Here is a 26,173-nt window from a genome sequence, read left to right on the forward strand (position 1 = left end):
ACTACGATGAATCGAACCGGCGAACCGAGCGTTGCAGAGCTGATGGCGCAGTTGGCGGCCAATGCTGCCGAAATCGCCGCGCTGAAAGCCGAGAAGGAAACGCTCTCGCAGCGGGTCGTCAAGCTGGAGGAAGAGCTGGCGCTTGCACGGCTCCATCGCTTTGCGCCGCGCAGCGAAAAGCACGTTGATCGCATCTTCAACGAAGCCGAAGAGGCTGCGGACGAGGATGGAGCGGACAGCCACGAGAGCGAGGTCATCGACATTCCGGACACAGGCCTGCCGCCTGTCGAAAGCACGACGGGTCAGAAGCGTGGCCGCAGACCACTACCGCAGAACCTGCCGCGCGAGCGCGTCGAGTATGACCTTCCCGACGATCAGAAGGCTTGTCCTTGCTGCCGTGGGCAGATGCACCGCATGGGCGAGGCCGTTACCGAGCAACTTCATATCGAAGTGAAGGCGAAGGTCTTACAGAATGTGCGGTTCAAATATGCATGCCGCCATTGCGACCGCACCGGGATCAACACGCCTGTCGTGACCGCGCCGATGCCGGTGCAGCCCTTGCCGGGCAGCATCGCCACGGCCTCGACATTGGCCTTCGCACTCGTTCACAAGTACGTCGACGGCACACCGCTCTACCGTCTGGCGCAGACCTTCGAACGCGCCGGTGTTCCTGTCAGCCGTGGTGCTCTCGGCCACTGGGTGATCGGTTCGAGCGAGAAGCATCTGCATCGCATCTATGACGCGCTGAAACTGCGGCTCAGGTCGCAACCCCTCATCCATGGCGACGAGACGACCGTTCAGGTCCTGAAGGAAAAGGACAAAGAGGCCACCAGCACATCGTATATGTGGGCCTATCGGAGCGGCGACGACAGTGACGAGCCGATCGTGCTTCTCGATTATCAGCCGGGCCGCGGCCAGATTCACCCCCAGACCTTCCTCGGCGATTACCGCGGCATATTGATGAGCGATGGTTACACCGCCTGGCGCACGCTGGATGGCGCGATCCATATCGGATGCATGGCCCATTCGAGGCGGCGCTTCGTCGATGCCCTCAAAGCCAGAAAGAAAGGCGGCGGTCCGCCCGAGCAGGCTCTCCGGTTCTTCGAACAACTCTATCGGGTTGAAAGGCAAGCACGAGACAAGAAGCCTGATGCCGGCGAAACGAAGGCCGACAGCGTTCGCCGATTCCGACAGCAACACAGCATACCCGTCCTGACCGCTCTCAAGGTATGGCTCGACGAAATCGCGCCGAAGGTCATGCCGGACACCAAGCTGGGCGATGCTGTATCCTACACCCTGAACCAGTGGGATTATCTGACGCGCTACACAGACGATGGCAGGATGCCGATCGACAACAACATCTTGGAGCGCGACATCAGAGTTTTTGCGACCGGCAGAAAGAGCTGGCTGTTCAGCGATACCACCGACGGAGCCAAGGCCAGCGCCGTCATCTACAGCCTCATGCTGACCTGCCGTGCCTGCGGCGTCGAGCCGTTGACGTGGTTGCGCCACGTCCTTACCGAATTGCCTCAACGCGCGGGCGATGCTGATATCGACGACTTGTTGCCCTTCAACTTCACACAGACTGCCACCGCCTGACCAGATGCCGTTCCCAACGCAAGACGATCCGTCGAAATCGCCGGCGTCAATGTGCGGGGAAAATCGCGCTTACGTTGGAACTACCAAAAGCGATTAGTTCCGGCGTGACAAGTGCTCGGCGGATAACCCGTTCAAGCCGATCTGGGAAGACGAGTTGTCTCGAGGCAATCATCGACTTCAGCTCCGAAAGGCTGCTTGGTGGTACACCTTCGTTCCGGTTTCGCATAATCTGCTGTTTTCCAGATGTGAGCGACATCGGCAGTGCTTCGTTCGACCGTCAGATTGCCTGCGGCTTGAAGTCACTCGGCGCGACGGGCATCACCCCCTTGAGCAGCGCGACCGATTTCTCCAACCCTTCGAGGCTATTGAGCAGCACGTCCTCGTGCTCGATCGACAGCCAGCCGTCATAGCCTGCCAGTTTCAGCCGGTAGCAGAACTGTCGCCACCACTCCTCGCCATGGCCGAAGCCGAGGGTGATGTAGGACCAGCTTCGCGCCGGAATGTCCATCAGCGAGCCATTCTCGAGGAGCGAAGTTGTCGCCTGGACAGGCAAGTTGAGCATCGTGTCCTTGGCATGGACGTGATAGACGGCCTCGCCGAGTGCTTCGGCGGCGACGAGAGGATCCGCGCCCATCCAGAACAGATGCGATGGATCGAGATTGGCGCCGACAATCGGGCCGACGGCCGCCCGGAGCTTCAGAAGCGAGGGAACGTTGTAGACGCACTGGTTGCCGTGAAGCTCGAGCGCGATGCGCTCGACGCCGCAATCTTTCGCGAGAACGACGATTTCCGTCCAGAAGGGTAGGAGCTTTTCCTCCCACTGGTAACGCAAGATCTCTTGCGTTTCCGGCGGCCAGGAAGAGACGACCCAATTCGGCATCAGATCGTCTTCACGTCCTGCCGGCAGTCCGGACATGGTGCAGACGGTCTTGATTCCCATCTCGCCGGCGATGCGGATCGTGTCCTTGAGGCACTCGCCCTGTTCGGGTTGGGTTGGATGCAAGGGATTGCCGTTGGCATTCAACGCAATGATCTCGAGCCCGCGGGTTTCGAAGGCGCGAGTGAAGGCGCGGCGCGCATCGGCGCTAGCCTTCATGAGTTTCAGGTCGAAGTGGGGCGCTGTCGACCAGCCGCCCGTGTTGACCTCTACGCCCGAGACACCAAGGCGCGCGGCGTTGTCGAGAAGCCCATCGAATGTCATTCCGCCGAGGCTGTCGGAAACAAAGCCGAGTCTCATCTCTTAATCCTTTAATGCTTGTAGAGGGACGGCTTTTCCGCCCTTGCAAGGGCGATGCGCTCGCCACTCACGAGGGCATCGACGCCCGCTTCCGCAACGCGCGCTGCGCAGTAGCCGTCCCAAGCGTCTGCCGCGATTGGAGGGAATTTCCCGGTTCGGACGAAATTGAGAAAGGCCTTGTTCTGAAGCCGATAGGCTTCCGCAAATCGCGGCCTCCAATCCGGCGCATAACGCTCGTAGGACATGAGCCGGCCGTTCTGTCGCGTATGGATCGGCGCGTTGAGAAAGACTGACCCCTTTTCGCCGATGAGCTCACCGCGGACGTCATAACCGTAGGCGGCGTTGTTGTTGATCTCGATGTTGACCAACTGGCCCTTGTCGGTCTCCAGGACCATGAAGACCGGCGCTCCCGTCCTGGAAGCATCTATCCCGGCTGGCTGGAAGACGGAGATCGCCTTGTAATCGGCGCCGAGGACGAACCGGGCGACATCGAACTCGTGGGGGGCAGAGTTGGTGATAGCCATCTGGCCCGTGAAGTTCGCAGGCGCTTCCACGTTCCGGTGGAAGTTGTGCATCATGATCGCGGCCCCGAGCGAGCCGTCGTCCAAGGCCGCCTTCATGTCGCGATAGGACGGATCGAAGCGACGCATGAAGCCTAGTTGGACGAACTGCCGGCCGCGGGACACTTCCGCCGCGATGACGTTCTGGCACTCCTTCGAACTTTGCGAGAGTGGCTTCTCGCAAAGCACCGGCTTTCCGGCTTCGATGGCTGCAAGCGCAAGCGGCGCATGGGTTTCGTCGGGGCTGGCAATCAGAATGGCATCAACGTCATCGCGTCTGATGGTGGCAAGCGGATCGTCCGAGACGTCACCTGCCCCGTATTCGTCGGCCGCCTCGCGCGCGCGCTCCTGCGAGGCGTCGCACACAACCTGCAGCGAGGCTCCCGGAAGATCTTCAGCGACAATGCGGGCGTGATCGGCCCCCATGATACCCGCGCCTATGATCGCTACTCTGACAGACATTTTTAACCCTCTACTTGCGAAGCGCCCATTGCCGCAGCGATCGGTCGCCGTAGGCGGCGAGTACCACGATGAGACCAAGGACGAGGATGAACCATTGTGGACGGACGCCCGTAACCACGAGATAGGATTGGATGGAGGATAGAACGAAGGCCCCCATCAGCGCACCTGGCAGCGAGATCCTGCCGCCGGCGAGCAGGCAGCCGCCAAGCACGCAGGAGGCAATTGCCTGCAGTTCCATCAGGCGTCCCATCGAGCCGTCTGCGAAGCCAAGCTTGCCGGCCTCGAGCGTGCCAGCGAAACCCGCCAACATGCCGCATAGGACAAAAGCGGACAGTTTGATGCGATCAACGCGAACGCCACGCGAATGCGCGCTTTCGGCAGACCCGCCAACGGCGAGAAGGCGGTTGCCGAAAGGCGTTGCTTTCAACGCCACCAGGAGAATGACGGTCAAGCTCATGAGCCAGTAAAGCGCGGTGTTAAAGCCCAGGAAGTCACCGCCGCCGAGGACGAAGTAGGTCCAGCCCTTGCGCGCTGCATAGGGAATAGAGAATGAAAATCCCTCGGTCAGAGCGATGGCGATGCCGCGGAAGATCATCAGCGTCCCAAGCGTGATGATGAGGGATGGCGTGCCGGTTCGGGTGATTAGAAAACCGTTGAACAGTCCGATCGCGGCGCCGACCAACACCGCAGCAACTGCGGCGATCGACGGGTCAACCTGAGCCGCAAGCCAGAGGTAGGCCAGCGCCCCCATGCCGAAAGTCGAACCGACTGAGATGTCGATCTCGCCCGTCCCGATCACCAGAGCGACGCCGAGGCTCATCAAACCCAACGTTGCCGTCACCTGCAGGATGGTGCCAATATTGTAGAGATTGGCCCACCGACCGTCCGATGTTGAGGCGAAGATGACGATCAGAACGGCGCCGATCAGGAAGATCCCGATCTCCGCGTGACGCCGAATGAGAGGCTTGGCGGAGGAGAGAGCCATCAGACCGCCTCCCGCTTTTCCACGACGCGCCCGCCCTGGCGGATAACCTCTTCGAGTTCTTCCGCCGTCATGGAATTCGTCGTTGCGTCCGCGACCTTTTCGCCATTCTCCATGATCACAATTCGGTCGGCGAGCTTGTGCACCTGGAAGATGTCGTGGGTGATGTAGATGACCAGCAGGCCTTGCTCCTTGAGCTGGACGGCGAGCTCGTTGACGTGCTCGCGTTCGCGTACCGACAGATGGTTCGTCGGCTCGTCCATGATGACGACCCTGTTCTTGAATTCGACCGCGCGACCGATCTTCACGGACTGACGTTCTCCGCCTGACAGGCGTTCCACCTCGTCGTCCGCGGAGACATTTCCACGCAAGCCGAATTGCCGGATCACGCGTGTAGACTTCTCTCGCATCTTGCCCATATCGAGGAAGGGGATGCCGAGAACACGCTTGACCGGCTCGCGTCCGAGATAGAAATTGCGCGCGATCGACAGGTTGTCGCAGAGGCCGACGGACTGCTGGATCGTCTCGATCCCCTGGTCGATCGCGAGCTTCGGGTGAAATTTCTCCACCTTATTGCCATCGAAAAAGACCTCGCCCGAGGTCGGGGCGTAAATGCCGCAAAGGACGCGGATCAGCGTCGTCTTGCCCGCACCGTTGTCGCCGACCAGGCCAATCATCTCGCCGGCGTGGAAGTCCACCGAGACGTTCTTGAGGGCGTGGAAAGCTCCGAAGTGGAGATCAAGGTTCTTCACCTGAATGAGGGGGTTCGCCATTTTGATGTCCTCCCGCGTCAAACGCTGTGTCCGAGGAAACGGGCCAGTTTCTGATTGAAGATGACCGCCACGATGAGCACGACACCAACGAAGGTGATGTACCAGGACGAGGGCGCGCCAAGAGCGATTAGTTCGTAGCGGAAGCTAACGACGATCAGAGCTCCAAGTACGGCTCCAATGATCGAGCCGCGTCCGCCAGTCAGCAGGCAGCCGCCGATGACCGCGGCAGATATGGCCTCGAGCTCCATATTTTCGCCGAGCGTGACATGGGTTTGCGGCTGGTTGCATAGGGTCAGGATGCCGGCGAATCCGGCGAGCAGCGAGCAAAGGACGAAGGCCCAGATCTTCACTCGGTCGGTACGGACGCCGCGCGATTCCGCGCTTTCACGGCTTCCCCCGGTGGCCAGAAGGCGATTTCCGAAGGGTGTGGCCCAGAGGACGATACCGAGAACGGCCGCGACCACGACAAGCCAGAATATGGCCGCTTCGACACCGAACAGTTCGCCGCCGAAGAGACGGGTCACCGGATGGGTGCGTGCATCGGCTGAGAAATTGTGGACCGAGCCACCCGTCCAGACATAGATGATCCCGCGGACCGCAAAGAGGCCGCCGAGCGTCACGATCATCGACGGCAAGTGCCCCTTCACCACGGCAAACGCCTGAAGAAGGCCGACGAAGGCAGCCATGACCAGCGCTATGACGAGCGAGCCGGGCACGCCGAAACTCGGTTCCAGCGTGATGAAGGCAACGCCAGCCAGCCCGTAGACGGAGCCGACGGACAGGTCGATTTCCTTCGTCATGATGACAAGGGCCTGGCCCAAGGCGACGAAGGACAAGATGGCTGTGAACTGCGTGACATTGGTGATGGTCTGGGCGGTCCACCAGCCGGAAAAGTCGATGAGGGAAAACACGACAAGCATGACGACGACGCCGATGATCGCGCCGAAGCCCTGGCTTCGCACAAGCTGTTTCATGACACTCTGCTCGCTGGTTTCAATGCGCGATCTCAGGCGCACAAAGAAGTAAGGGCAGCCGGCGCTTCTCGTCGCAGCCGGCCGCCCCTCCGGGAGGAACCCTTACCAGGTGTTCTGCTCGTCGTAGGCCTTGTCGCCAAAGACGCCGCGGACCAGTTCGGCCCACTTGTCTGCATTGTCCTTGTTGATGATCACGGGACCGGTCAGGATATTCGACTGCGGCGCGTAGCCGAACTCCTTGTTCCAGTAGAGCCATTCCATCGGCGCGTAACCCTGCAGCCAGAAGCCCTGGCTGTTCGTCGCCAGCACATGCCCGGCGCGCACGCCCTCGATCGAGACCGGACCCTCGTCAACCGTCAGGACGGTCATGCCCTTGTCGTCGACATCCGGCTCGAGCTTCATCTCATTGGCGACACCCCATGCCCAGGGGGAAGACCAGCCAGCAACCGTGAAGATGTAGTTGGTATCCGGGTTGGCCTGCAGGAAGGACTGCAAGGTGTTGCGCGCCGTCGCCGGTTCGGCGCCGATGAAGAGTTCATCGACCTTGGTGCCGGCCTTCTCCATTGCGTCCTTCATGCCGGCGCAACGAGCCTTGAGACCCTGGTGGGCGGAGTCATGGCTTGCGCAGACGACATGGGTCGGTTTCGGAATTTCGCCGGCTTCGGCCTTTTCGAGCGCGTATTCGCCGAGCTTCTTGCCGGTCAGATATTCATCGCCGCCAACATAGGTCAGGTAGGGAATGCGCTCGCCCTCAGGCCGGCCGTCCGGAATATTGAAGGCGACGACCGGAATGCCGGCTTCGATGGCCTTGCGCAGCGGCCCTTCAAAGGCGTCGGAACTGACGATCGGGACGGCGATGCCATCAGGTTGAGTCGAGATAGCCTGCTCGAGAAGGCGAACGTGTTCCTGGACCGAATAGTTGTTGGTGGAGATGTATTCGGTTTTGACGTTCGGATATTTCTTTTCGAACTCCTCCATCGACTTCGTCAGCCAACCCATGTTCGGATCGTTCGACCCGATGTGAGAGACCATGACGAAGCGATATTGCTTTTCGCCGTCCTGCGCATTGGCTATGCCTCCGAGAGCGGTGGCGGCCATCAAGGCAGAAAGCAGGATTGAATTTCGGAATTTCATGGGGTTCCTCCTCCGTTGACGATGTGATTATCTGGATTAGAATCACATCAGACAAGGAAGATGTAGGCCGATTTCTGATGCGAAATACATCAGAAAGACGATGTGACGCAACATAGCGGCAAGCCGTTCAAGAATCTGGCGTTGCATCGAGCAGCAACATAGCGGATGATGTGATTGACATCACGTTGGGGAGGGGAAATTGGCGAAAGCTGTGGTCGATCACCTACAAAATCGGATATGGAAAGGCCCCACGGTCCAGGAGATCGCCCAGCTCGCAGGCGTCGGTCCTGCGACGGTCGACAGGGTCCTCAACAACCGCAGCGGCGTCCGAGAACGAACGAGAGCCCGCGTCCTGGGGGCGCTCGAAAAGCTGAAGAACGAAAGCGCGGACCGCGACATCGCTTTGCATATTCGTCTATTTTGTGACTCTGGCGAAACCTTCAATGCAGCAATGGCGGCCGCTGTAACCGAGGTCAATCGAACCGTTGCCGGCATCGAGATCGAGGGAGATTACGTAACCACGAGCGAAGTCGAGCCCTCATCGTTTGCGCGCCGGATCGAGCAGCAAGGCAGCGCCGCGGATGGCGTCGTGGTTATCGCTCGCGAGCATCCGGCGATCAACCGCGCGATACGAAAGCTGCGGACCATGGAAATTCCCGTCGTCTGCCTAACGACGGATCTGCCGAGTTCCCGTCGCAGCACCTACATAGGCAATGACCAGTATGCCGCCGGCAGTGTGGCCGCTCTGTTGATCGGCAATGCGCTTCCAAAGGAGCGCAGCAATATCCTGATCGTCATGAGCGTGGCATTCCGCTGCCAGCAGGAGCGTGAGATGGGCTTCCGGAGGGTGCTGCGCTCCGATTTTTCATATTTGAAGATCGAGGAACGTGTGATTTCGGACGACAGGCCGGAGAGCACTTGTGAGCAGTTAACCCGCTATTTCGAGGCACATGGTCACCCGGCCGCGATCTACAATGTCGCCGGCGCCAATCGGGGCGTGGCAAAGGCACTGGAGCACGCCGGAAGGGCCCGCGACACGGTCTTCGTCGGCCACGAGCTGACCAACCATTCGCGAAACCTGCTGGAATCCGGCGTCATGGACTATGTCATTTCGCACGACTCCAGCGGCGAGCTGGCGGCAGCCGCCAAATGGATCCGTGACAACGTCGGGGGCGTAACCGTGGAGCCGTCCTATTCGCAAATCCTGGTGCACACCCGATACAATTGCGGTCTGTGAGCAAAAAGACCCCCGGTAATGGCGGAAATCTGGACAGGGGTGGAATCGCCTCACCTGCGTATCGTTTGAGCGAACGTCTCCGAAGAGCTCCAATCGAGCCATTCATGGCATCTGCCTTCGCTGACCGTTTTGGCTCGCAGCATGCCGTCCACGCGGTGCCCTACCACCGTGGTATGGCGGAAACCGGCCATATCCCCTCGTGTGAACGTTGCCATGGCGCTTTAGGGTGTCATTTCGCCCCCTACCGGAATCGCCCCCCTCAACGCAACGATAGTTTGCGCCACAAGCGGGCCATCCACTGATTCATGCCGTGTTTGGCCTTAGCCGTGACGCCCTGAGACCGGAGCGACTTCGCCGATTGAGCTGACCGCGGATATCGCAGGACCCTCCACGCCGGCCGAGATCGCAAGACGGCAACGCGGCTGGTTTCAACCTCAAAAAATAGCTTTGCGAGGCGGCTATAGCGCCTCCAGCGCTAGTGCAATGCCTTGTCCTCCGCCGATGCAAAGTGTCACGATCGCGCGGCGCAATCCCTCACGCTTCATCGCATGCAGGAGCCGCGTGGTCAGGATGGCGCCGGTCGCGCCGATCGGGTGGCCATGCGCAATTGCGCCGCCGTCGACATTGACGATGTCTTCCGGCAGGCCGAGCTCGCGGGCGACCGCGATGGGCACGGCGGCGAAGGCCTCGTTGATCTCGATACGCTCGATATCGGAAAGGCTCCAGCCTGCCCTTGCCAGCGCCTTGCGCACGGCGGGAACAGGGCCGAGCCCGAACATGCCCGGTTCCACTCCGGCGAGACCATAACCCGCAAGCCGACCCATCGGCGCGATGCCCCTTGCCTCGGCAAGGCCGCGCTCGGCGACGATCATCGCCGCTGCCGCGCTGTTCAGCCCCGGCGCGTTGCCGGCCGTGATCGTACCTTCGGGCCGAAAGGCTGGGCGTAAACGGGCAAGCGACTCGACCGTCGTATCGGAGCGCGGCGCTTCGTCGGTGGCAAAGCTTTCCGTTCCCTTGCGGCCCTTTACCTCGACCGCGACGATTTCAACGTCAAAATGACCGGCATCTCGCGCGGCCGCAAAGCTCTGCTGTGAGCGCGCAGCGAAGGCGTCCTGATCGGCACGCGTGATCTGCATCTTTTCGACGAGATCTTCGGTGTGCCATCCCGAATGCTGGCCCGAGAAAGCGTCGTTAAGCCCGTCGCTCAGCATGCTGTCGAGGATCTGGGCTGGTCCCATGCGATAGCCCCAACGCCCGCCGTCCATGAGATAGGGTGCGCGGTCCATGTTCTCCATCCCACCGGCGATGGCCACATTATAGTCGCCCGCTGCGATCTCCTGCGCGGCGCTCAGGATCGCCTGCGCGCCCGAGCCGCAGACCCGATTGACGGTCATCGCCGGCACCTCGACCGGAAGCCCGCCACCAATTGCAGCCTGCCGCGCCGGGTTCATGCGGTTTCCCGCCTGGATGACATTGCCCATAACCACACTGCCGACCACGTCTGCCTCGATACCGGCGCGGCGCAGGGTCTCTCGCACTGCAATGGCTCCAAGTTCGGTTGCCGGAATGCCTTTCAGCGTGCCGTTGAAAGCGCCGATCGCAGTGCGGACGGGGTGGGCTAGGATGATGTCGCGTGTGCTCATGATAATCTCCCTTTCGATAAGCGGGCGACGACCCTCGGGCTTCCTCCATCGAAAGCCCTGGGCAAGGGCGTTCTCAGCTCTGTTTCCCATTCAATCGTTTGGGACCGCGCGATAAGCGCGCCCCGATGGGTCAGGCGCGGATCGAGGCGGCGATGGAGGGATAGTCGGTATATCCTTCGGCGCCGCCGCCATAAATGGTAGCCGGGTTCAACTCCGCCAGAGGGGCAGCGGCTTTCAGCCTCTCCACCAGATCAGGATTGGCAATAAATGGGCGGCCGAAGGCAAACAGGTCTGCCTTGCCCTCCGTCAATTGCGACGTCGCAAGTTCAAGGTTGTAGCCGTTATTTGCGATGTAAGTGTTCTTGAAGCGACGACGGAGTGAACTGAAGTCGAACGGTGCGATATCGCGCGGTCCGCCTGTCGCGCCCTCGACGACGTGAAGATAGACGATTCCCAATTGATCGAGTTGCTCGACGATGTAGTCGAACTGCGCCTGGGGATCGCTGGTCGAAACACCATTGGCCGGCGAGACCGGCGAGATCCGGATCCCTGTTCGCTCAGCGCCGATCTCATCCACCACCGCAGCCGTGACCTCCAGCATCAACCGAGCGCGGTTTTCGATCGATCCTCCATAGGCATCTGTGCGGACGTTGGATCCATCCTTGGCAAACTGGTCGAGCAGGTAGCCGTTGGCTCCATGAACCTCGACGCCGTCGAACCCCGCGGCGATGGCATTCGCGGCCGCTCGCCGGAAGTCAACGACGATGCCGGCAATCTCGTCCAGAGCGAGCGCTCGGGGTTCGGATACGTCAACAAAGGCATTGTTCACGAATGTTTTGGTCTCGGCTCGAATGGCTGAAGGGGCCACCGGCGCCTGTCCATTCGGCTGCAGGTCGACGTGGGAGACCCGGCCTACATGCCAGAGCTGCAGAAAGATGTGACCACCCTTGGCGTGAACAGCATCCGTAACCTTGCGCCAGCCATCAATCTGCGCCTGCGAATAGATGCCGGGCGTATCCTGATAGCCCTGGCCTTGCTGCGAAATCTGTGTGGCCTCGGAGACCAGCAGGCCGGCTGAGGCGCGCTGGCTGTAATACTCCGCCGCAAGATCGCCTGGGACGAACTCCCGACCAGCGCGATTTCGCGTGAGGGGCGCCATGACGACGCGATTGGCGAGAGTCATCGAGCCAAGTGAATAGGGCTCAAAGAGTGTTTTGCTGGTCATGTGTCACCTTTTCATCTGCGTTGCGGCGGAAGCGCCGGAAATGTCTTGCGCGCCATTATCTTGCGTCCGTGGAGGTAGGCTTCGAAGTCTTTCAGAGGGCTGCCAGGTAACGCTCGGCAGCGCGACTTTGTCCGAAGCCCGGAAGCATGGCTTGTCGCGCTGCCTGATAGGCGTCCCACTGGGCAGCATCGTGAAGTGGAGGGATGGTCACGGCTTCGCGACGGTCGAAACCAGCCAGCGCCGCATCCACCAGTTCGCCCACTTCCATCATTGCGGGAATGGAATTGATGTCGACGCCCGAGCGCTCCCAGATTTCGGTGCGTGTCGCAGCAGGGAGCACCGCCTGAACGTAGACGCCCTTGGGGATAAGCTCGAGGCTGAGGCCCTGGGACAGGAACAAGACGAACGCCTTTGTCGCGCCATAGACTGTCATGCCGAACTCCGGCGCAACTCCGACCACCGAGCCGATATTGATGATCGCCCCTTCGCCAGCGCCGGTGAGACGCGGAGCAACGGCGCTGGCAAGCCTGACGAGCGCGGTGGTGTTGAGAGAGACAATCCGCTCGACATCGTCGGTTGCCTGCTCGACAAAGCTTCCGCCAACGCTAGCTCCAGCGTTGTTCACCAAGATCCCGATACGGCGGTCGTCGCGCAGTCGCGCTTCCACCGTCGCGAGTTCGACGGGCTTGGTGAGGTCGGCTTGAAGCACATCGACGGCAACACCGGTCTCGTTGCGCAATCGTGCGGCAATCACTTCCAGCCGCTCCTTGTCGCGCGCGACCAGCACAAGGTTGTGTCCGCGTCGGGCGAAACGGTCGGCATACGTAGCGCCGATGCCAGAGGATGCTCCGGTGATGAGGACCGAGGGATTTTCAGCCATGATCTTGTTCTCTTTCGAAGTACTGTTATATTCATGATGACAATAATGATTGCTATCTTAACATGATGGACATCATGAAAAAGTCAACAGCCCCGATGGAGAATTTTTGAAATGAAAGTGAGCCGAGAACAGATGGCCGAGAACCGCCAAAGGATCCTGGAGGTCGCGAGTCGGCTGTTCCGCGAGAAGGGCTTCGAGGCCGTCAGTGTCGCAGAGGTCATGAAGGCTGCGGGACTGACGCACGGCGGATTTTACGGTCACTTCGATTCCAAAGATGACTTGATCGTGCATGCTCTCGGCCACGCAATCGATACTCGCAAGGGCGCCTCGCTCGATCTTCGCGCCTTCCTGGATGAGTATCTGTCGCCGCGCCACCGGGACAATGCCGCCGGTGGCTGCCCCATTGCCGGGCTTGCGGCGGACACGCTTCGCCAGGCATCAGAGGCCCGTTCGGCAGTAACGGATGGCGTGCGTGCCCAGATAGACTGGATATTCGAGAAGCTGGCTGGGTTGGACGAGACCGATCGGCGCCGCGAGGCCATCGGAAGCTGTGCTGCAATGGTCGGAGCGATGATTCTCGCTCGAACGACCACAGATCCCGCATTTTCGGACGAAATTCTGAAGGAGACCCGAGCATGGATCGATGACGGGCTGAACCGATCCACTGCCGCGATCCCGGAAACAGCATAGGGGCGTTCCTCTGAACCTTCCCCTATGCTCCGTCGATTCCTGCCCCGCCGCCAGCATCGCATCCGTAGGCTGCGATGCCGCGATATGGCATCGCTCGTCGGGTAAGGTTTATGAGATCTATTCCCCCACCGTGATAACAACCTTGCCCTTCGCACGCCCGGTCTCCACATAGGCCAAGGCGTCCCCGGTCTTCTCAAACGGGAAAATCCTGTCGACCACTGGACGGATTACGCCAGATTCGATCAGGGAGGTGATCTCGCTCAAGTGTTCACCCTGCGCTCGCATGAACAGGAACGAGTAACGGATGCCAAGGCTCTTGGCTCTTTTTCGGACCCTTCGGCTCAGCAGGCGCATCACAAGCTTCAGGAACAGATTCAATCTCAGTTCCTTGGCAAACTCCGCGTCTGGTGGACCTGATATCGAAATCAGGTGGCCACCCGGCTTCAAGACACGAAGGGATTTTTCGAGCGTCTTGGTGTCCTGGCTGTTCAGGACGAGATCATAGCCCGAGAGAACCTTCTCGAAATTCTGCGTCTTGTAGTCGATGACCAGGTCCGCGCCGAGGCTTTTGACCAGATCAACATTCTTCGCACTCGTCGTCGTCGCAACCGTCGCACCCAGATGCTTGGCGAGTTGAATCGCAAAAGTTCCCACTCCACCGGAGCCGGCCTGAATGAAGACCTTCTGGCCGGGCTTCACCTTGCCCATCTCGACCAGCGCCTGCCATGCGGTCAGACCGACCAGCGGAATGGAGGCGGCCTCTTCCATGCTGAGGTTTGTAGGCTTCAGCGCCACGTCGGCTTCATTCATCGCAATGAACTCTGCGAATGTCCCGACCCTGTGGTCGCGCGGCCGGGCATAGACCTCGTCGCCCGGCTTGTATCGCCGGACCTTCGAGCCGACTCGGACAACGCTTCCGGCCACGTCGTGACCCAGGACGAAGGGCGGCCGATAGGGCAGAATGAGCTTGAATTCTCCATCTCTGACCTTGGAGTCCAGCAGATTCACGCCGGTCGCATGAACGCGAACCAGAACGTCATTGTCGCGCAGCTCCGGCTCCGGCACGTCGGCCAGGCGCAAGGCGCCTTTCTTTTTGTATTTATCGACAACGAATGCCTTCATCGGTTCTCTCCAATGTGAAGTCTGTGGTGACGTCAGTGCCGAGGAACGACAGAACCTTCCGCACGAAATCGGCGTGGTTCTGGAAAATCCCGCCATGCCCGGCGTCTTCGTAGATCACCAACTGCGAGCCCGAGATACGCCTGGCGAGGTCGTAGGTATTGCTGCTCGGAACCATCTTGTCCTGATCACCATTCGCAATCAGCACCGGGATCCGAATGCTTCCGAGATCTTGAGGCGCCTGCCGTCCCCATGCAGTGATCGCCTTGAGCTGTCTCAGGAAAGCACGGGGGAGTCGGCCCCTTGTCTCTGCCCGTTTTGCGTTCCTTCAGCCGACTCAGGAAGGCTTCCGCGGCGCGGCGACCATTGGCCGTGGAAGTGAAAAACAGATAGGTTTTCGGATCGCGCAGTGTCAGCAGACCTTTGATAATAAGAGGCCAAGACACCGCCCCCACCTTCTCGATGCCTTTGCCGCCCGCCGGTCCGGTGCCGGTAAGGATGAGTTTTCGCACGAGGTCCGGTGCTTTGAGCGCAATATCCTGCGCCACAAAGCCCCCGAGGGAAAAGCCGAGCAGATCGACCTTCTCGAATCCCAGCGCCCGGATCAGGGCAATCGCGTCGCGCGCCATTTCGTCGATGGTCACAGGCGCCGTTCCGCCCGACGCACCAATACCGCGGTAGTTGGTCGCGATCACGCGATGCTTGGTGGCGAGGCCATCAACAATCCGGGGATCGAAATTGTCCAGCACTGCCCCCCAGTGGTTGAGGAGAATGAGCGGCACGCCACCCAGGGGGCCAAGGTCACGATAGGCAAAAACCGTTCCCCCCACCTTGATGGAGAAATTGGGCGCGTCGATATAGCGCGCAGCCGATCCGACGTTGCGCAGAGGACTTGTCATTGGTTGCTCCATCGTCCGGCTCGGACCCGATGTTGAGACAGAGAAGTGGACTTTAGTCGCTTCGGGTTTTTTGATGACAATCATCATGTAAATTGATACATGATAGCCGTCATAAAAAATGTCAAGTGTAATTTTGCTGGATCGAACAAGGCGCGATCACAAGACCAAAGATTGGTACCCGACCAATTCGCGTTATAACGCCCGAATAGCATCAGTCTATCGAGGATCACCACTCCGAGTCAGACAACATCTGCCACCGGCAGGAGATCAGACGGGCATCGCGATCGCGAGCGCCGGACTAGCCGGAACAAAAGCCGCACTGGGGCCACCATTTCCATGAAGGGAGGGTAAGCCGGGCTGTTCCTGGTCGGACCGAGGAACAATCCAGACTTGGACCGGCTCGTCGCGACCACGCACGGTCACCGCACCGCGGCCGACGATGCCGCGAAGCGCGCTTTCGTTTCCCGTGCCGCGCACCGCATCGATGAAGTCGCTGCCGAAGCAGATCTCCGCGTCGAGTTCCCGACAGAGCGCCTGCAGCCGGCTCGCCACGTTGCAGGTGTCGCCGACGACCGCGATCGACAGCTTGCGTTCGCTGCCGACGGCGCCGAGCACGACCGGTCCGTACTGGCAGCCGATTCGAACGTCGACTGGCTCGAGACCAACGACGGCGCGGCGCGCGTTCCATTGCCGGACCGAAGCACCCATCGCCTGCGTGCAGCGCAGCGCCCTCACGGCGTCGTCGTCAGCCGGCCGCGGTACACCGAACGTCGCCATGATGCAGTCACCGATGTAATTGTCGACAGTGCCGCCGTGGTCGAACACCACCTGCTCCATGCGCCGATGGAACTCCCTCAATAACTCAAAGACTTCCTCGGCTGGATGGTTCTCCGAATAGGCGGTGAAGCCAACAATGTCGGCAAACAGGACTGCAACGTGCTGGCGTCGGACCGGCCCGAACGGTTCGTCGGTCGACGCCAGCTCGTCGACGACGTTGGGCGAGAAATGCCGCGCTAGGTTGATCCGCGCGCGCTCGGCCGCGATGTAGTCGTCCGCCAACCGCCGCGAGCGCGCGACGACCGCGGCGACGATGCCGGTGATGACCAGGATGAGCACGACATTCGCACTCTGCTCGACGATGTCGACGAACCTCGGATCGAGATGGAGCCGGAGCCGCTCGGCGACCGGCATGTCGATCGCGCGCGCATTGCCGACAAGCGTTCCCGGCTGCGCGATCACCCAGGCGACCGCCGCACTCCACGAGACGGCCGCGGAAACGCCAACCCAGAGCGCGAGGCGCGGCGACAGCGTGAGCGCGGCGAGGCAAACGGAGATCAGGAGATAAGCGAAGGAGCCCTCGCGCAGTTGCATCGCCAGCGGCATCTCGGCTCCTTCAAACGGATTGGTGCCGACGATAAGGCAAATAAGCAGCACGATGTCGAGTGTCCCGACCACAAAGCTCAGCCAGGATGGATTGAACTCGAGCTTCACCAGCCTGTTGTGGCAGAAGCCGAGCAGGTAAAAGACGACTAGGCCTGAGAGCGTCAAAGCGAGGGCCGCGGTCCACTCGGCGAAGAGGGTGAAAAAGAGACCGACTGCAACCAGCGACGCCGAGCGCGCCCAGTATTGCAGCCTGGCGCCGTCGCGCTCGGCGCGGGCGAGCATGATGCCGAGCCGCTGCCGCCGCATCCGCTCGTCAGCCGGAGGTCCGAAGAGGTTGGGAGCGGGACGAGACATCGCTTCAATCACCGAATCCTCCGGCACTCGCGCCGGCCAGCTTGTCCTTCCAGCGTCGGAGTACCGCGCTCGCGTTGACGCCTCCGAAGCCAAAGCCGTTGGAGATCGCGTAGTCCATCTCCAATGGCCGGGCCTGTGTCGCCACGAAGTCGATTCCGTCGCCGGCCGGATCAGGAGCGCTCAAGTTGAGCGTCGGCGGGGCTATCTGATCCCTAAGCGCCAGGATCGTGAAGATGGCTTCAAGCCCGCCGGCAGCTCCGAGCAGGTGTCCGGTCGCCGACTTCGTTCCGCTGACGGCTACGGCGGAGTCTGTACCGAAGACCCTCTTGATCGCCGCGATTTCCCCCAGGTCGCCGACTGGCGTCGAGGTCGCGTGCGCATTGAGGTGGCGGATCTCGCGCGGCGAAATTCCGGCCTGGGCAATGGCGATCTCCATGGCGCGACGCGCACCGTCGCCGTCCTCGGGACCGGACGTGACATGGTGAGCGTCCCCAGTCGTGCCGTAGCCGACGAGCTCGGCGAGCGGTTTCGCGCCGCGCGCAAGCGCGTGGCTCAATGCCTCGATGACCAGGATGCCGGCGCCTTCGCCCATGACGAAGCCGTCGCGCAACATATCGAAGGGGCGCGAGGCCCGATCAGGCGTTTCATTGAAGCCGGTCGAAAGAGAGCGTGCCGCAGCAAAACCACCGAGGCTGACGACATTCATGCAGGCTTCCGTGCCGCCGCACACCGCGATGTCGGCTTCATTGGCGCGGATAAGACGGGCCGCATCGCCGATCGCCTGAATGCCGGCCGCACACGCCGTCACCGGTGCGCCGATCGGCCCTTTGAAGCAGTAACGGATGGAAATCTGTCCCGCTGCCAGGTTCACCAGGAAAGACGGCACAGTGAAGGGTGAAAGACGCCGGACACCGCGCTGATCGACCGTTCGCACCGCCTCGGTGATGGCGGGGAACCCGCCGATGCCCGAAGCGATGATCGTCGCGGTGCGGGCGCGGCCATCCTCCGAGACCGGCTTCCATCTCGCCTGGGCAAGCGCCTCTTCCGCCGCCGCCAGCGCGAAGAGAATGAAGCGATCCACTTTGCGCTGGTCCTTCGGAGCAAAAACCTTGTCAGGATCGAAGCCAGCCTCCGCATCTTCTTCCAGGGAGGGAACGACGCCGCCGATCTTCGCCGGAAGGTCTCCGACCACATCGTCCGAAAGCCGCCGGATTCCCGAGCGGCCAGACAAGAGCCTAGACCAGGAAGTCGCCACATTGGCCCCGAGCGGGCTAACTGCTCCCATGCCTGTAACAACGATACGACGCATGTGTGCTCCAGATGTTATCTTGATCGATCGGTGCGCGCGATCGCGCCGTGCGGACGCTCAACGTGCGATCGCCATTTATTCACTTCGGCAAGAGTCTCGTCTCAAACCCAATTCAGGCCGAACGGGCAACTTCGGTACTAACGCGTCGGTGGCGAGGTCACCGAAATCCGGCAAGGCAGTGTGCGAGCGGCTACTGCTATGACGCCGCTACGGATGGCGGGGATCTCATGCTTTCCCGGCGGAGGCCATCCGGCGAACTTCGTCGGCAGCCGCGTTGAGAAAACGGTGCGACATCTCTTCATCCTTCAAGATACGGGAGATGGTAACGGCACCCACCATCAGTGACAGCATCGCCATGGCTTTGTCATAGGTTTTTGGACTTTCCGCCGCCGGCATCGATTCGTCGAGAATTTGAAGATGAGCCTGAATGCCGTGCTGGAATGGGAGTCTCACCTCCTCACTTTGACGCGCCGCATCAGAGCCAAGCGCTGCCAGCGGACAACCGTCGCTCTTCTCTTCGCGATGTCCGATCGAAAGGTAGAGCTCAATCAAGGCCTCAAGCGGATCAGGGCTTGCGGCAGCAACAGCCGACCATCTGCGGGTCGCGTGCTCCATCGCTCGCCTCGATGCCTGTGCCGCAAGATCCTCCTTGGATTCGAACTGCTTATAGAATCCACCTTGGGTCAGGCCGGCCCCCTTCATCAGATCCTTCAGCCCGATGCCATCAAAGCCGTGCTCTCGAAACAGCCGGCTCGCTGCATTGATGACCGCTTCTCGATTTGCTTCCGCCTGTGCGCGACTGACTCTCATAATCGACCTCTTAATAGATTTCACTTGACATATATAGCATGGTTAGAGTTAGATCGCAATCTAATTAGAGGCAGCACCCGTCAACAAGGGTCATCTGAAATGAACCGCAAATTTCTTCTCACATCGATCGGCCTTGTGGCTGCAGCCGGGGGCGCGGCGTTTGCGTTCGTTTTCGAAACGCCTGGACGGGACGCGGAGGCCGCAGATCCCCGCGTCGCGGCGCCACTTGTGAAATTGGTGGAAGCCACAAAACCGGAAAGAGCTGAGCGCGCCTTCACCGGTACAATCGCCGCACGGGTGCAGAGCAACCTTGGCTTTCGCGTGCCTGGCAAGATCGTTGAGCGACTGGTCGACGTCGGTCAGCAGGTCAAGGCGGGGCAGGCCCTAATGCGCATCGATGAAACCGATTTGCGTCTCGCGCTGACTGCCAAGCGCAATGCGGCTGCCGCGGCCCGCGCGGTCCTCGTTCAGGCAAGCGCCGACGAGAGGCGCTATGCCGCTCTTGTCAAAGGCGGAGTCGCCGCTACTCCCCAACGTTACGAGCAGGCCAAGGCGGCGTTGGATACGGCCGAGGCGCAGCTTGCCGCCGCGGAAGCGGAAGCCAAAGTTGCAGAAAACGAAGCGACCTACTCGGTCCTGGTGGCCGATGCGGACGGAACGGTGGTCGCGACGCTCGGCGAACCCGGACAGGTCGTCGCGGCGGGACAGACGGTGGTTCAACTGGCGCATGCCGGCCCCCGCGAGGCCTTGGTCGCGCTTCCCGAAACCGTTCGTCCCGCAATCGGGTCGGAAGCCGAAGCAAGTGTCTATGGAAGTGACGGGCGGCGCGGAAAAGCGCGCCTGCGACAGATCTCGGATGCCGCTGATCCTCAGAGCCGCACCTACGAAGCGCGTTACGTGCTCGACGGCGACGCCGCCTCGGCGCCGCTCGGTTCGACGGTAACGATCAGAATCCTCAACGGAGAAAGGCAGTCGGAGGTCGCGGTGCCGGTCGGCGCCGTGTTGAATGACGGCAGCCGCACGGGGATTTGGGTTGTTGACCAAGCTTCTTCCACCGTACGCTTTGTTCCGATTGAGATCAAACGGCTCGGTGAAGAAACCGCGTCTGTCACCGGCATCAAGATTGGAGATCAGGTCGTCGCCCTCGGAGCCCATCTTCTCAAAGATGGCGCGCCCGTCAGGACCGAGCTTCAGGCAGAGGTAGCCAACCAATGAACTTCAACCTTTCCGCACTCGCGGTTCGCGAGCGAGCCGTCACCCTGTTCTTCATCGTTCTGCTGGCTGCCGCAGGCGTCTATGCCTTCGTCAAGCTGGGACGTGCAGAGGATCCCTCCTTCACCATCAAGACGCTGACGGTCACGGCGGTGTGGCCGGGCGCCACGGCGCGCGAAATGCAGGATCTTGTCGCCGAGCCGCTCGAGAAGCGCATCCAGGAACTGACCTGGTATGACCGTGTCGAGACAATGACCCGACCCGGCTACGCCTTTCTGACCGTCACGCTGAAAGACAGCACGCCGGCCACGGCTGTCGAAGAGGAGTTCTATCAGGCTCGAAAGAAGTTGGGGGACGAAGCCCGAAACCTGCCTTCTGGCGTCTTCGGTCCCTTCGTCAACGATGAATATTCGGACGTGAGCTTCGCCCTTTATGCGCTAAAGGCCAAGGGTATGCCCATGCGCGAGCTTGTGCGGCAGGCAGAGGTGATCCGCCAGGATCTTCTGCATGTGCCCGGCGTCAAGAAGATCAACATCCTCGGTGAACGGCCGGAACAGATCTTCGTCGAGTTCTCGTATGCCAAGCTCGCCACTCTCGGCGTATCGGCACAGGACATCGCTGCCGCTTTGCAGAGACAGAACACCGTCACACCGGCAGGCTCGATCGATACGCGCGGCCCGCAGGTCTTCATTCGGTTCGATGGCGCCTACAATAGTGTGCAGGCGATCGCCGACACACCGATCGTCGCTGCCGGCCGCACGTTGAGGCTCTCCGATTTCGCTAAGGTGCGGCGCGGTTACGAAGACCCCGCGACGTACATCATCCGCCATGAAGGCGAGCCCGCCATCATGCTGGGCGCGGTGATGCAGCAGGGCTGGAACGGTCTGGAACTCGGAAAGGCGCTGGAGGACAGGACTGCGGCCATCGCACAGACGCTGCCGCTCGGTATGACGCTCGCCAAGGTCAGCGACCAGGCCGTGAACATCGATGCTGCGGTCGGCGAGTTCATGATGAAATTCGCCATGGCGCTTGGCGTGGTGTTGCTCGTCAGCCTGCTCAGTCTCGGTTGGCGTGTCGGTATCGTCGTGGCGCTGGCCGTTCCGCTGACGCTTGCCGTCGTGTTCCTCATCATGCTGGAAACCGGCCGGTTCTTCGACCGCATCACCCTGGGCGCCCTCATCCTGGCGCTCGGTCTTCTCGTCGACGACGCCATCATCGCCATCGAGGTGATGGTGGTGAAGATGGAAGAGGGCATGGACCGCATCAAGGCGGCCGCCTATGCCTGGAGCCATACGGCAGCGCCCATGCTTTCCGGCACGCTCGTGACCATCATAGGGCTCATGCCGGTTGGCTTTGCCAGGTCGACCGCCGGCGAGTACGCCGGCAACATCTTCTGGGTCGTGGGTTTTGCGCTAATCGTTTCATGGGTCGTCGCAGTGATCTTCACGCCGTATCTCGGCGTCAAGATGCTCCCGGACATCAAGCCGGTCGAGGGGGGCCACCACGCCATCTACGACACGCCGAATTACCGGCGCCTGCGGGGTCTCATTAAGTTTGCCGTGCGCCACAAGTACATGACATGCGCTGTCGTCGGCATCGTCATGGCGCTTTCCGTCGTTGGGATGGGCGGGGTGAAACAGCAATTCTTCCCGACGTCGGATCGTCCCGAGGTGTTGGTCGAAGTCCGCATGCCCGAAGGCACCAGTATCGAGACGACGACCGCCACGGTCAAGAAACTCGAACGCTGGCTGCAGGAACAGCCCGAGGCAAACATCGTCACCAGCTATGTCGGACAGGGCGCTCCCCGCTTCTTTTTCGCGATGGCGCCGGAATTGCCTGATCCCGCCTTCGCCAAGATCGTCGTGCTCACTCCTGACTCGCACGCGCGCGAGGCTTTGAAGCAGCGCCTTCGGGGTGCCGTATCCGACGGACTGGTTCCCGAAGCCTACGTCCGTGTCACCCAGTTGGTGTTCGGTCCGTATACGCCGTTTCCGGTCGAGTTTCGCATCATGGGGCCGGATCCTGCGCAATTGTACCAGCTCTCCGAGAAGGCCCTCGACATCATGAAAGGCGTGCCGGACGTCCGTCAGGCAAACCGCGACTGGGGCAATCGTACGCCTGTGCTTCGTTTCATCCCGGACCAGGATCGGCTGAACCTCATCGGCCTTTCGCCGGCCGAGGCAGCCCAGCAGATGCAGTTGCTGCTGAGCGGCATTCCGGTGACGCAGGTTCGCGAGAACATCCGCAACGTGCCTGTCGTCGCACGCAGTGCTGGCGAGAGTCGCCTCGATCCGGCGAAGCTGGCCGATTTCTCGCTGATGAGCAGGGACGGCCGACAGGTTCCGCTCGATCAGATCGGCCATTCCGAAATCCGCTTTGAGGAACCGATTCTGAAACGTCGCGATCGCACTCCGGTCATCACGATCCGATCGGATATCAATGAGGCGACGCAGCCCCCGGAGGTCTCACAGCAGGTCATGACGGCGCTTCAGCCGCTGATTGCCTCGCTTCCGGTCGGATATCGTATCGAAATGGGCGGAAACATCGAGGAATCGCTCAAGGCCAATGTCGCGCTGGTCAAAATCTTCCCGGCCATGATTGCCGCCATGCTGATCGTCATCATCCTCCAGGTCCGCAGCCTGTCAACGATGACCATGGTCATGTTGACGGCGCCGCTCGGTCTTGCCGGGGCGGTTCCAGTGTTGCTCCTCTTCAATCAGCCCTTCGGCTTCAATGCCATTCTCGGACTGATAGGGCTGGCCGGCATCCTGATGCGCAACACGCTGATCCTGACGGAGCAGATCAAGGAGAACCAGGCAGCCGGTCTCGACGATTATCATGCGGTCATCGAGGCGACTGTGCAGCGGACACGCCCGGTTATCCTCACCGCGCTCGCAGCCGTGCTGGCGTTCATTCCGCTGACCCATTCGGTGTTCTGGGGATCGATGGCCTATACGCTGATCGGCGGAACGGCGGTGGGCACGGTGCTGGTCCTGCTCTTCCTGCCGGCGCTGTACGCCGCGTGGTTCCGGATCAACCCGACTGAGCTCCATGAGGAGCCGACGGAAAAACCGGAAGGGCGCATAGCAATGGCTGCCGAGTAGGGCTCGGTTGTCGGGCGGAGACGGTTCGAGTACTCGCCCGCTGGCCTAGCTGAACACGAGGCCGGGCCAGCCATGCGATCTTAGCGCTTGCGGATGATCGCCGGGCGAGCCCGGCCGATCGTTCCATCCAATCTGGAGGCATCCATGGATTATCCGGGCCGACCGGGGACATTTACCGACATGGTGCGCGCGCGCATCCTGGAGGTGGCGGAGGAGCATTTCCGCCGCATCGGTCATCATAAGACATCGGTGGCCGACATCGCCTCCGAGCTCGGCATGAGTCGAGCCAACATCTACCGCTTCTTCTCTTCCAAAGATGCGATCAGCGAGTCCGTCTGCGGCCGGGTTGTGAACCGGGCCACAGACGTGGCCGTTGCGAGCGCGAGCAGGAACGTGCCTGCCTTGGAGAAGCTCGAGCAGATCCTGAGCGCGGTTCACCACTACAACAAGATGCAGTTGGCCGAGGAAAAGCACATGCATGACCTTGTTGCCACGGCCGTGCGGGAAAACTGGGCGCATGACAAGCGAATGATGACGATCCTTGAGGCTATCATCCGCGAGGGCATGGAGGCGGACGAGTTCGAGGTCAAAGATCCCGCCGAGACAGCGCGTGCGGTCAACACCGCGTTCACGCCGTTCTTCCACCCGATTCTGATCGAGCACTCCGTTCGACGCGGCGAAGACACTGAAGCGGGCCTGCGCGAGCAGTTCCGCTTTGTCCAGAAGGCTCTCGGCAACAGGGCAGAATCCGGAAGTCGGACGACGAGAACTGACCGGGTACGATGCGGACAAAGCTGAGCTGTATTTGATCTGAGCGCGAGAATTACCTCGAGCATGGGTGTCGGAATCTCGTCTAGCCGGGCGTCTTCCCGTCGCAAAACATGGAGAGCAACATTGACCATTACCATTACCGCCTTCGAACGGTCGCCCGATCGCGGCAAGGGTCTGACGCGCGACATGCGCGTTCGCTGGGCGCTCGAAGAAGTGGGCCAGCCTTACGACGTTCGTCTTCTTTCGTTCAAGACGATGAAGGAACCCGCACATCTCGCCCTTCATCCTTTCGGGCAGATCCCGACCTATGAAGAAGGCGATCTCGCTTTGTTTGAGTCGGGGGCTATCGTGTTCCATATCGCCGAGCGTCATGCGGGCCTGCTGCCAGACGACGGGAATGCCCGAGCGCGCGCGATCGCATGGATGTTTGCCGCGCTTAACACGGTGGAGCCTCCGATCTTCGACCGCGACGTCGCCAGGATTCTGGAGCGCGACGAGCCTTGGTACCAGCACCGTCTGCGTGTCCTCGAGGACAACATCCGGAAACGGCTGAGCGGCCTTTCCAACCGCCTTGGCGATACCGACTGGCTCGAGGGCGCTTTCAGCGCCGGTGACTTGCTGATGGTTTCGGTGCTGCTCAGGTTGAAAGGATCGGCTCTACTGGACGAATATCCGAACCTCTCCGCCTATGTCGCCCGCGGCGAAGCGCGGCCCGCATACAAGCGGGCTTTCGGCGCTCAGTTGGCGGTTTTCGCCGCATCGGCCGGCTGACCAAGGTCCGCTCTGGCGGTTCGAAGCGGTTTTTGATCCGTCGCCTAGCGTATGCCGGCTTTGGGTCCGAACTCGTCCCTACCAGCCGCCAATCCGAACGTCTTGAAAGTCCGCATAATCGCCCATCGAGACGATAACGGCGGCCGGCTCGATTGAGCCCGGTTCAGCCGTTCCCGCCACGCCTCTCCAACGGCCGCTTTGCGCCCCCAAGACGGTCGTTGGACCACCCGGGTTGTCTTTCTCAAAGCTGCCGGTCGGCTACGATAGTGACAACGCCCAGTGGCCGGTTCAAGCGGCTTCGGTTTTCCCGCAATAATCGGGGTGTCCCTTTCCGATCACAATTGCTGCAAGGGTTCAAGTGAGGTTAGCGAGGATATCGTCGACAACACGTGCGACGGTATTCGCCGTGTCGATGGTGATGCCGGCAGGGAGATGTTCCCGAGTATGATGGTAGTGGAGTACCAGTGCCCGCTCAGCCGGTTCGAAGCCAGGCTCATTCGGCCGTCCATCTAATCTTCGGTTCAACGTCTCAGCGTCGATGTCGAGCACGAATACCTTGTCGAATAGGTGCAGGAATTTTTGGAAATTGCGCGAGCCGCCACAGAAGAATGTGGCAGGATGGGTGGTGTCGGCAGCAATGGTCCGGACCTTGTCGGCGGGCCAGATCCAGTGCGCGTATCCCCAAGCGATGCGGTCTGCGCCTTTGGGAGGGCCTGCGAGTGCCTGGCCTGTCTCGGGGTCACCGACATAAGCTAAGACCCGATCACCATGGATGACATGGTAGCCCCGCCGCTCCAGTTAGCGACAGACGTTTTTCCAGTGCCGGAACCGCCTTCGATCAGATAGTTCTTGATGCCCATAGGTCTATCATGGCTTCCAATCGGGTGAGAAGACAGCCTACCTCAGAGTGCTCAGGTCACAAGCTGAGCGATCAGGGTCAGCTGTCCGTCCGCTACGTTAGTGCAGCCACGCCCAGAACGCGCCCTCAAATACGTTATTCAGGACGACTTGCCACCATCTTGAAAGCAGTCATCCGTTCAGCCGC

General features: G+C 60.8%; 20 protein-coding genes and 2 pseudogenes. 7 read left to right on the top strand and 15 right to left on the bottom strand.

Features of this window, described 5'->3' with window-relative positions; genetic code table 11:
- Positions 1 to 6: 6 nt before the first annotated feature.
- Positions 7 to 1,599 carry an IS66 family transposase gene (tnpC, locus tag USDA257_RS09715; RefSeq protein WP_014761247.1) on the top strand — a complete coding sequence of 531 codons (1,593 nt, stop codon included), beginning with the start codon at positions 7 to 9 and terminating at the stop codon, positions 1,597 to 1,599.
- Between the two features lie 277 nt (positions 1,600 to 1,876).
- Here the strand turns inward: tnpC and USDA257_RS09720 are convergent, their stop codons facing one another.
- The 6 genes from USDA257_RS09720 to USDA257_RS09745 form a co-directional block, all read right to left on the bottom strand.
- A complete protein-coding gene (locus USDA257_RS09720; protein WP_014762759.1) occupies positions 1,877 to 2,836 on the bottom strand; it encodes a sugar phosphate isomerase/epimerase family protein in 960 nt (319 codons plus the stop codon).
- A gap of 11 nt (positions 2,837 to 2,847) precedes the next feature.
- Positions 2,848 to 3,858: a Gfo/Idh/MocA family oxidoreductase gene (locus USDA257_RS09725; RefSeq protein ID WP_014762760.1), complete on the bottom strand. Its 1,011-nt coding sequence runs from the start codon at positions 3,856 to 3,858 to the stop codon at positions 2,848 to 2,850.
- Positions 3,859 to 3,868: 10 nt separating this feature from the next.
- Positions 3,869 to 4,843, bottom strand: coding sequence for an ABC transporter permease (locus tag USDA257_RS09730; protein ID WP_014762761.1), 975 nt, complete (start codon positions 4,841 to 4,843; stop codon positions 3,869 to 3,871).
- Entirely contained in the window at positions 4,843 to 5,613 is a 771-nt protein-coding gene (locus USDA257_RS09735; protein WP_014762762.1) for an ATP-binding cassette domain-containing protein, read from the bottom strand. The genes USDA257_RS09730 and USDA257_RS09735 overlap by 1 nt, the downstream gene beginning before the upstream one ends.
- A gap of 17 nt (positions 5,614 to 5,630) precedes the next feature.
- The gene (locus USDA257_RS09740; RefSeq protein ID WP_014762763.1) at positions 5,631 to 6,587 is read right to left on the bottom strand and encodes an ABC transporter permease; all 957 of its coding nucleotides are present in this window, start codon (positions 6,585 to 6,587) and stop codon (positions 5,631 to 5,633) included.
- A gap of 102 nt (positions 6,588 to 6,689) precedes the next feature.
- Positions 6,690 to 7,721 carry a sugar ABC transporter substrate-binding protein gene (locus tag USDA257_RS09745; protein ID WP_014762764.1) on the bottom strand — a complete coding sequence of 344 codons (1,032 nt, stop codon included), beginning with the start codon at positions 7,719 to 7,721 and terminating at the stop codon, positions 6,690 to 6,692.
- A gap of 199 nt (positions 7,722 to 7,920) precedes the next feature.
- Here USDA257_RS09745 and USDA257_RS09750 point away from each other — a divergent pair, with 199 nt between their 5' ends.
- Positions 7,921 to 8,958 (top strand): LacI family DNA-binding transcriptional regulator, encoded by a 1,038-nt coding sequence (locus USDA257_RS09750; RefSeq protein WP_014762765.1) that lies wholly within the window; start codon positions 7,921 to 7,923, stop codon positions 8,956 to 8,958.
- A gap of 458 nt (positions 8,959 to 9,416) precedes the next feature.
- Here the strand turns inward: USDA257_RS09750 and USDA257_RS09755 are convergent, their stop codons facing one another.
- The 3 genes from USDA257_RS09755 to USDA257_RS09765 all read right to left on the bottom strand — a co-directional run bounded on the left by USDA257_RS09755 (position 9,417) and on the right by USDA257_RS09765 (position 12,706).
- Positions 9,417 to 10,601, bottom strand: a complete 1,185-nt coding sequence (locus USDA257_RS09755) for a thiolase family protein (protein ID WP_014762766.1) — start codon at positions 10,599 to 10,601, stop codon at positions 9,417 to 9,419.
- Positions 10,602 to 10,731: 130 nt separating this feature from the next.
- Positions 10,732 to 11,826, bottom strand: a complete 1,095-nt coding sequence (locus USDA257_RS09760; protein ID WP_014762767.1) for an alkene reductase — start codon at positions 11,824 to 11,826, stop codon at positions 10,732 to 10,734.
- Between the two features lie 91 nt (positions 11,827 to 11,917).
- A complete protein-coding gene (locus USDA257_RS09765) occupies positions 11,918 to 12,706 on the bottom strand; it encodes an SDR family NAD(P)-dependent oxidoreductase (RefSeq protein ID WP_014762768.1) in 789 nt (262 codons plus the stop codon).
- Between the two features lie 111 nt (positions 12,707 to 12,817).
- Here USDA257_RS09765 and USDA257_RS09770 point away from each other — a divergent pair, with 111 nt between their 5' ends.
- On the top strand, positions 12,818 to 13,396 hold the full coding sequence (locus USDA257_RS09770; protein WP_014762769.1) for a TetR/AcrR family transcriptional regulator: 579 nt from the start codon (positions 12,818 to 12,820) through the stop codon (positions 13,394 to 13,396).
- 117 nt (positions 13,397 to 13,513) lie between these two features.
- Here USDA257_RS09770 and USDA257_RS09775 read toward each other — a convergent pair whose 3' ends face one another.
- The 5 genes and pseudogenes from USDA257_RS09775 to USDA257_RS09795 form a co-directional block, all read right to left on the bottom strand.
- Entirely contained in the window at positions 13,514 to 14,518 is a 1,005-nt protein-coding gene (locus USDA257_RS09775; RefSeq protein WP_014762770.1) for an NADP-dependent oxidoreductase, read from the bottom strand.
- Positions 14,496 to 15,414: pseudogene (locus USDA257_RS09780) on the bottom strand (alpha/beta fold hydrolase). The gene USDA257_RS09775 and the pseudogene USDA257_RS09780 overlap by 23 nt, the downstream one beginning before the upstream one ends.
- A 267-nt stretch (positions 15,415 to 15,681) precedes the next feature.
- The gene (locus USDA257_RS09785; protein ID WP_223843412.1) at positions 15,682 to 17,163 is read right to left on the bottom strand and encodes an adenylate/guanylate cyclase domain-containing protein; all 1,482 of its coding nucleotides are present in this window, start codon (positions 17,161 to 17,163) and stop codon (positions 15,682 to 15,684) included.
- Positions 17,156 to 18,460, bottom strand: a complete 1,305-nt coding sequence (gene fabF / locus USDA257_RS09790; RefSeq protein ID WP_014762772.1) for a beta-ketoacyl-ACP synthase II — start codon at positions 18,458 to 18,460, stop codon at positions 17,156 to 17,158. The genes USDA257_RS09785 and fabF overlap by 8 nt, the downstream gene beginning before the upstream one ends.
- A gap of 225 nt (positions 18,461 to 18,685) precedes the next feature.
- Entirely contained in the window at positions 18,686 to 19,270 is a 585-nt protein-coding gene (locus USDA257_RS09795) for a TetR/AcrR family transcriptional regulator (protein ID WP_041414051.1), read from the bottom strand.
- A gap of 99 nt (positions 19,271 to 19,369) precedes the next feature.
- Between USDA257_RS09795 and USDA257_RS09800 the strand changes: the two genes are divergently transcribed.
- From USDA257_RS09800 to USDA257_RS09815, 4 genes are all read left to right on the top strand, one after another.
- Positions 19,370 to 20,485 carry an efflux RND transporter periplasmic adaptor subunit gene (locus USDA257_RS09800; protein ID WP_041414052.1) on the top strand — a complete coding sequence of 372 codons (1,116 nt, stop codon included), beginning with the start codon at positions 19,370 to 19,372 and terminating at the stop codon, positions 20,483 to 20,485.
- On the top strand, positions 20,482 to 23,586 hold the full coding sequence (locus USDA257_RS09805; protein ID WP_041414053.1) for an efflux RND transporter permease subunit: 3,105 nt from the start codon (positions 20,482 to 20,484) through the stop codon (positions 23,584 to 23,586). The genes USDA257_RS09800 and USDA257_RS09805 overlap by 4 nt, the downstream gene beginning before the upstream one ends.
- 144 nt (positions 23,587 to 23,730) lie before the next feature.
- Positions 23,731 to 24,384 (top strand): TetR/AcrR family transcriptional regulator, encoded by a 654-nt coding sequence (locus USDA257_RS09810; RefSeq protein ID WP_014762775.1) that lies wholly within the window; start codon positions 23,731 to 23,733, stop codon positions 24,382 to 24,384.
- A 96-nt stretch (positions 24,385 to 24,480) separates the two neighbouring features.
- Positions 24,481 to 25,128 carry a glutathione S-transferase family protein gene (locus USDA257_RS09815; protein WP_014762776.1) on the top strand — a complete coding sequence of 216 codons (648 nt, stop codon included), beginning with the start codon at positions 24,481 to 24,483 and terminating at the stop codon, positions 25,126 to 25,128.
- Between the two features lie 354 nt (positions 25,129 to 25,482).
- On the opposite strand, the pseudogene USDA257_RS33780 reads toward USDA257_RS09815, so the two are convergent.
- Positions 25,483 to 25,988: pseudogene (locus USDA257_RS33780) on the bottom strand (nucleoside kinase).
- Positions 25,989 to 26,173 lie beyond the last annotated feature (185 nt).

This window comes from Sinorhizobium fredii USDA 257 (genome assembly GCF_000265205.3).
GTDB lineage: Bacteria > Pseudomonadota > Alphaproteobacteria > Rhizobiales > Rhizobiaceae > Sinorhizobium > Sinorhizobium fredii_B.

What these genes read in the sequence shown, in the direction of transcription:
- tnpC (WP_014761247.1), top strand. Translation starts at nt 7, where the DNA reads ATGAATCGAACCGGCGAACCGAGCGTTGCAGAGCTGATGGCGCAGTTG.
- USDA257_RS09720 (WP_014762759.1), bottom strand. Translation starts at nt 2,836, where the DNA reads ATGAGACTCGGCTTTGTTTCCGACAGCCTCGGCGGAATGACATTCGAT.
- USDA257_RS09725 (WP_014762760.1), bottom strand. Translation starts at nt 3,858, where the DNA reads ATGTCTGTCAGAGTAGCGATCATAGGCGCGGGTATCATGGGGGCCGAT.
- USDA257_RS09730 (WP_014762761.1), bottom strand. Translation starts at nt 4,843, where the DNA reads ATGGCTCTCTCCTCCGCCAAGCCTCTCATTCGGCGTCACGCGGAGATC.
- USDA257_RS09735 (WP_014762762.1), bottom strand. Translation starts at nt 5,613, where the DNA reads ATGGCGAACCCCCTCATTCAGGTGAAGAACCTTGATCTCCACTTCGGA.
- USDA257_RS09740 (WP_014762763.1), bottom strand. Translation starts at nt 6,587, where the DNA reads ATGAAACAGCTTGTGCGAAGCCAGGGCTTCGGCGCGATCATCGGCGTC.
- USDA257_RS09745 (WP_014762764.1), bottom strand. Translation starts at nt 7,721, where the DNA reads ATGAAATTCCGAAATTCAATCCTGCTTTCTGCCTTGATGGCCGCCACC.
- USDA257_RS09755 (WP_014762766.1), bottom strand. Translation starts at nt 10,601, where the DNA reads ATGAGCACACGCGACATCATCCTAGCCCACCCCGTCCGCACTGCGATC.
- USDA257_RS09760 (WP_014762767.1), bottom strand. Translation starts at nt 11,826, where the DNA reads ATGACCAGCAAAACACTCTTTGAGCCCTATTCACTTGGCTCGATGACT.
- USDA257_RS09765 (WP_014762768.1), bottom strand. Translation starts at nt 12,706, where the DNA reads ATGGCTGAAAATCCCTCGGTCCTCATCACCGGAGCATCCTCTGGCATC.
- USDA257_RS09770 (WP_014762769.1), top strand. Translation starts at nt 12,818, where the DNA reads ATGAAAGTGAGCCGAGAACAGATGGCCGAGAACCGCCAAAGGATCCTG.
- USDA257_RS09775 (WP_014762770.1), bottom strand. Translation starts at nt 14,518, where the DNA reads ATGAAGGCATTCGTTGTCGATAAATACAAAAAGAAAGGCGCCTTGCGC.
- fabF (WP_014762772.1), bottom strand. Translation starts at nt 18,460, where the DNA reads ATGCGTCGTATCGTTGTTACAGGCATGGGAGCAGTTAGCCCGCTCGGG.
- USDA257_RS09795 (WP_041414051.1), bottom strand. Translation starts at nt 19,270, where the DNA reads ATGAGAGTCAGTCGCGCACAGGCGGAAGCAAATCGAGAAGCGGTCATC.
- USDA257_RS09800 (WP_041414052.1), top strand. Translation starts at nt 19,370, where the DNA reads ATGAACCGCAAATTTCTTCTCACATCGATCGGCCTTGTGGCTGCAGCC.
- USDA257_RS09805 (WP_041414053.1), top strand. Translation starts at nt 20,482, where the DNA reads ATGAACTTCAACCTTTCCGCACTCGCGGTTCGCGAGCGAGCCGTCACC.
- USDA257_RS09810 (WP_014762775.1), top strand. Translation starts at nt 23,731, where the DNA reads ATGGATTATCCGGGCCGACCGGGGACATTTACCGACATGGTGCGCGCG.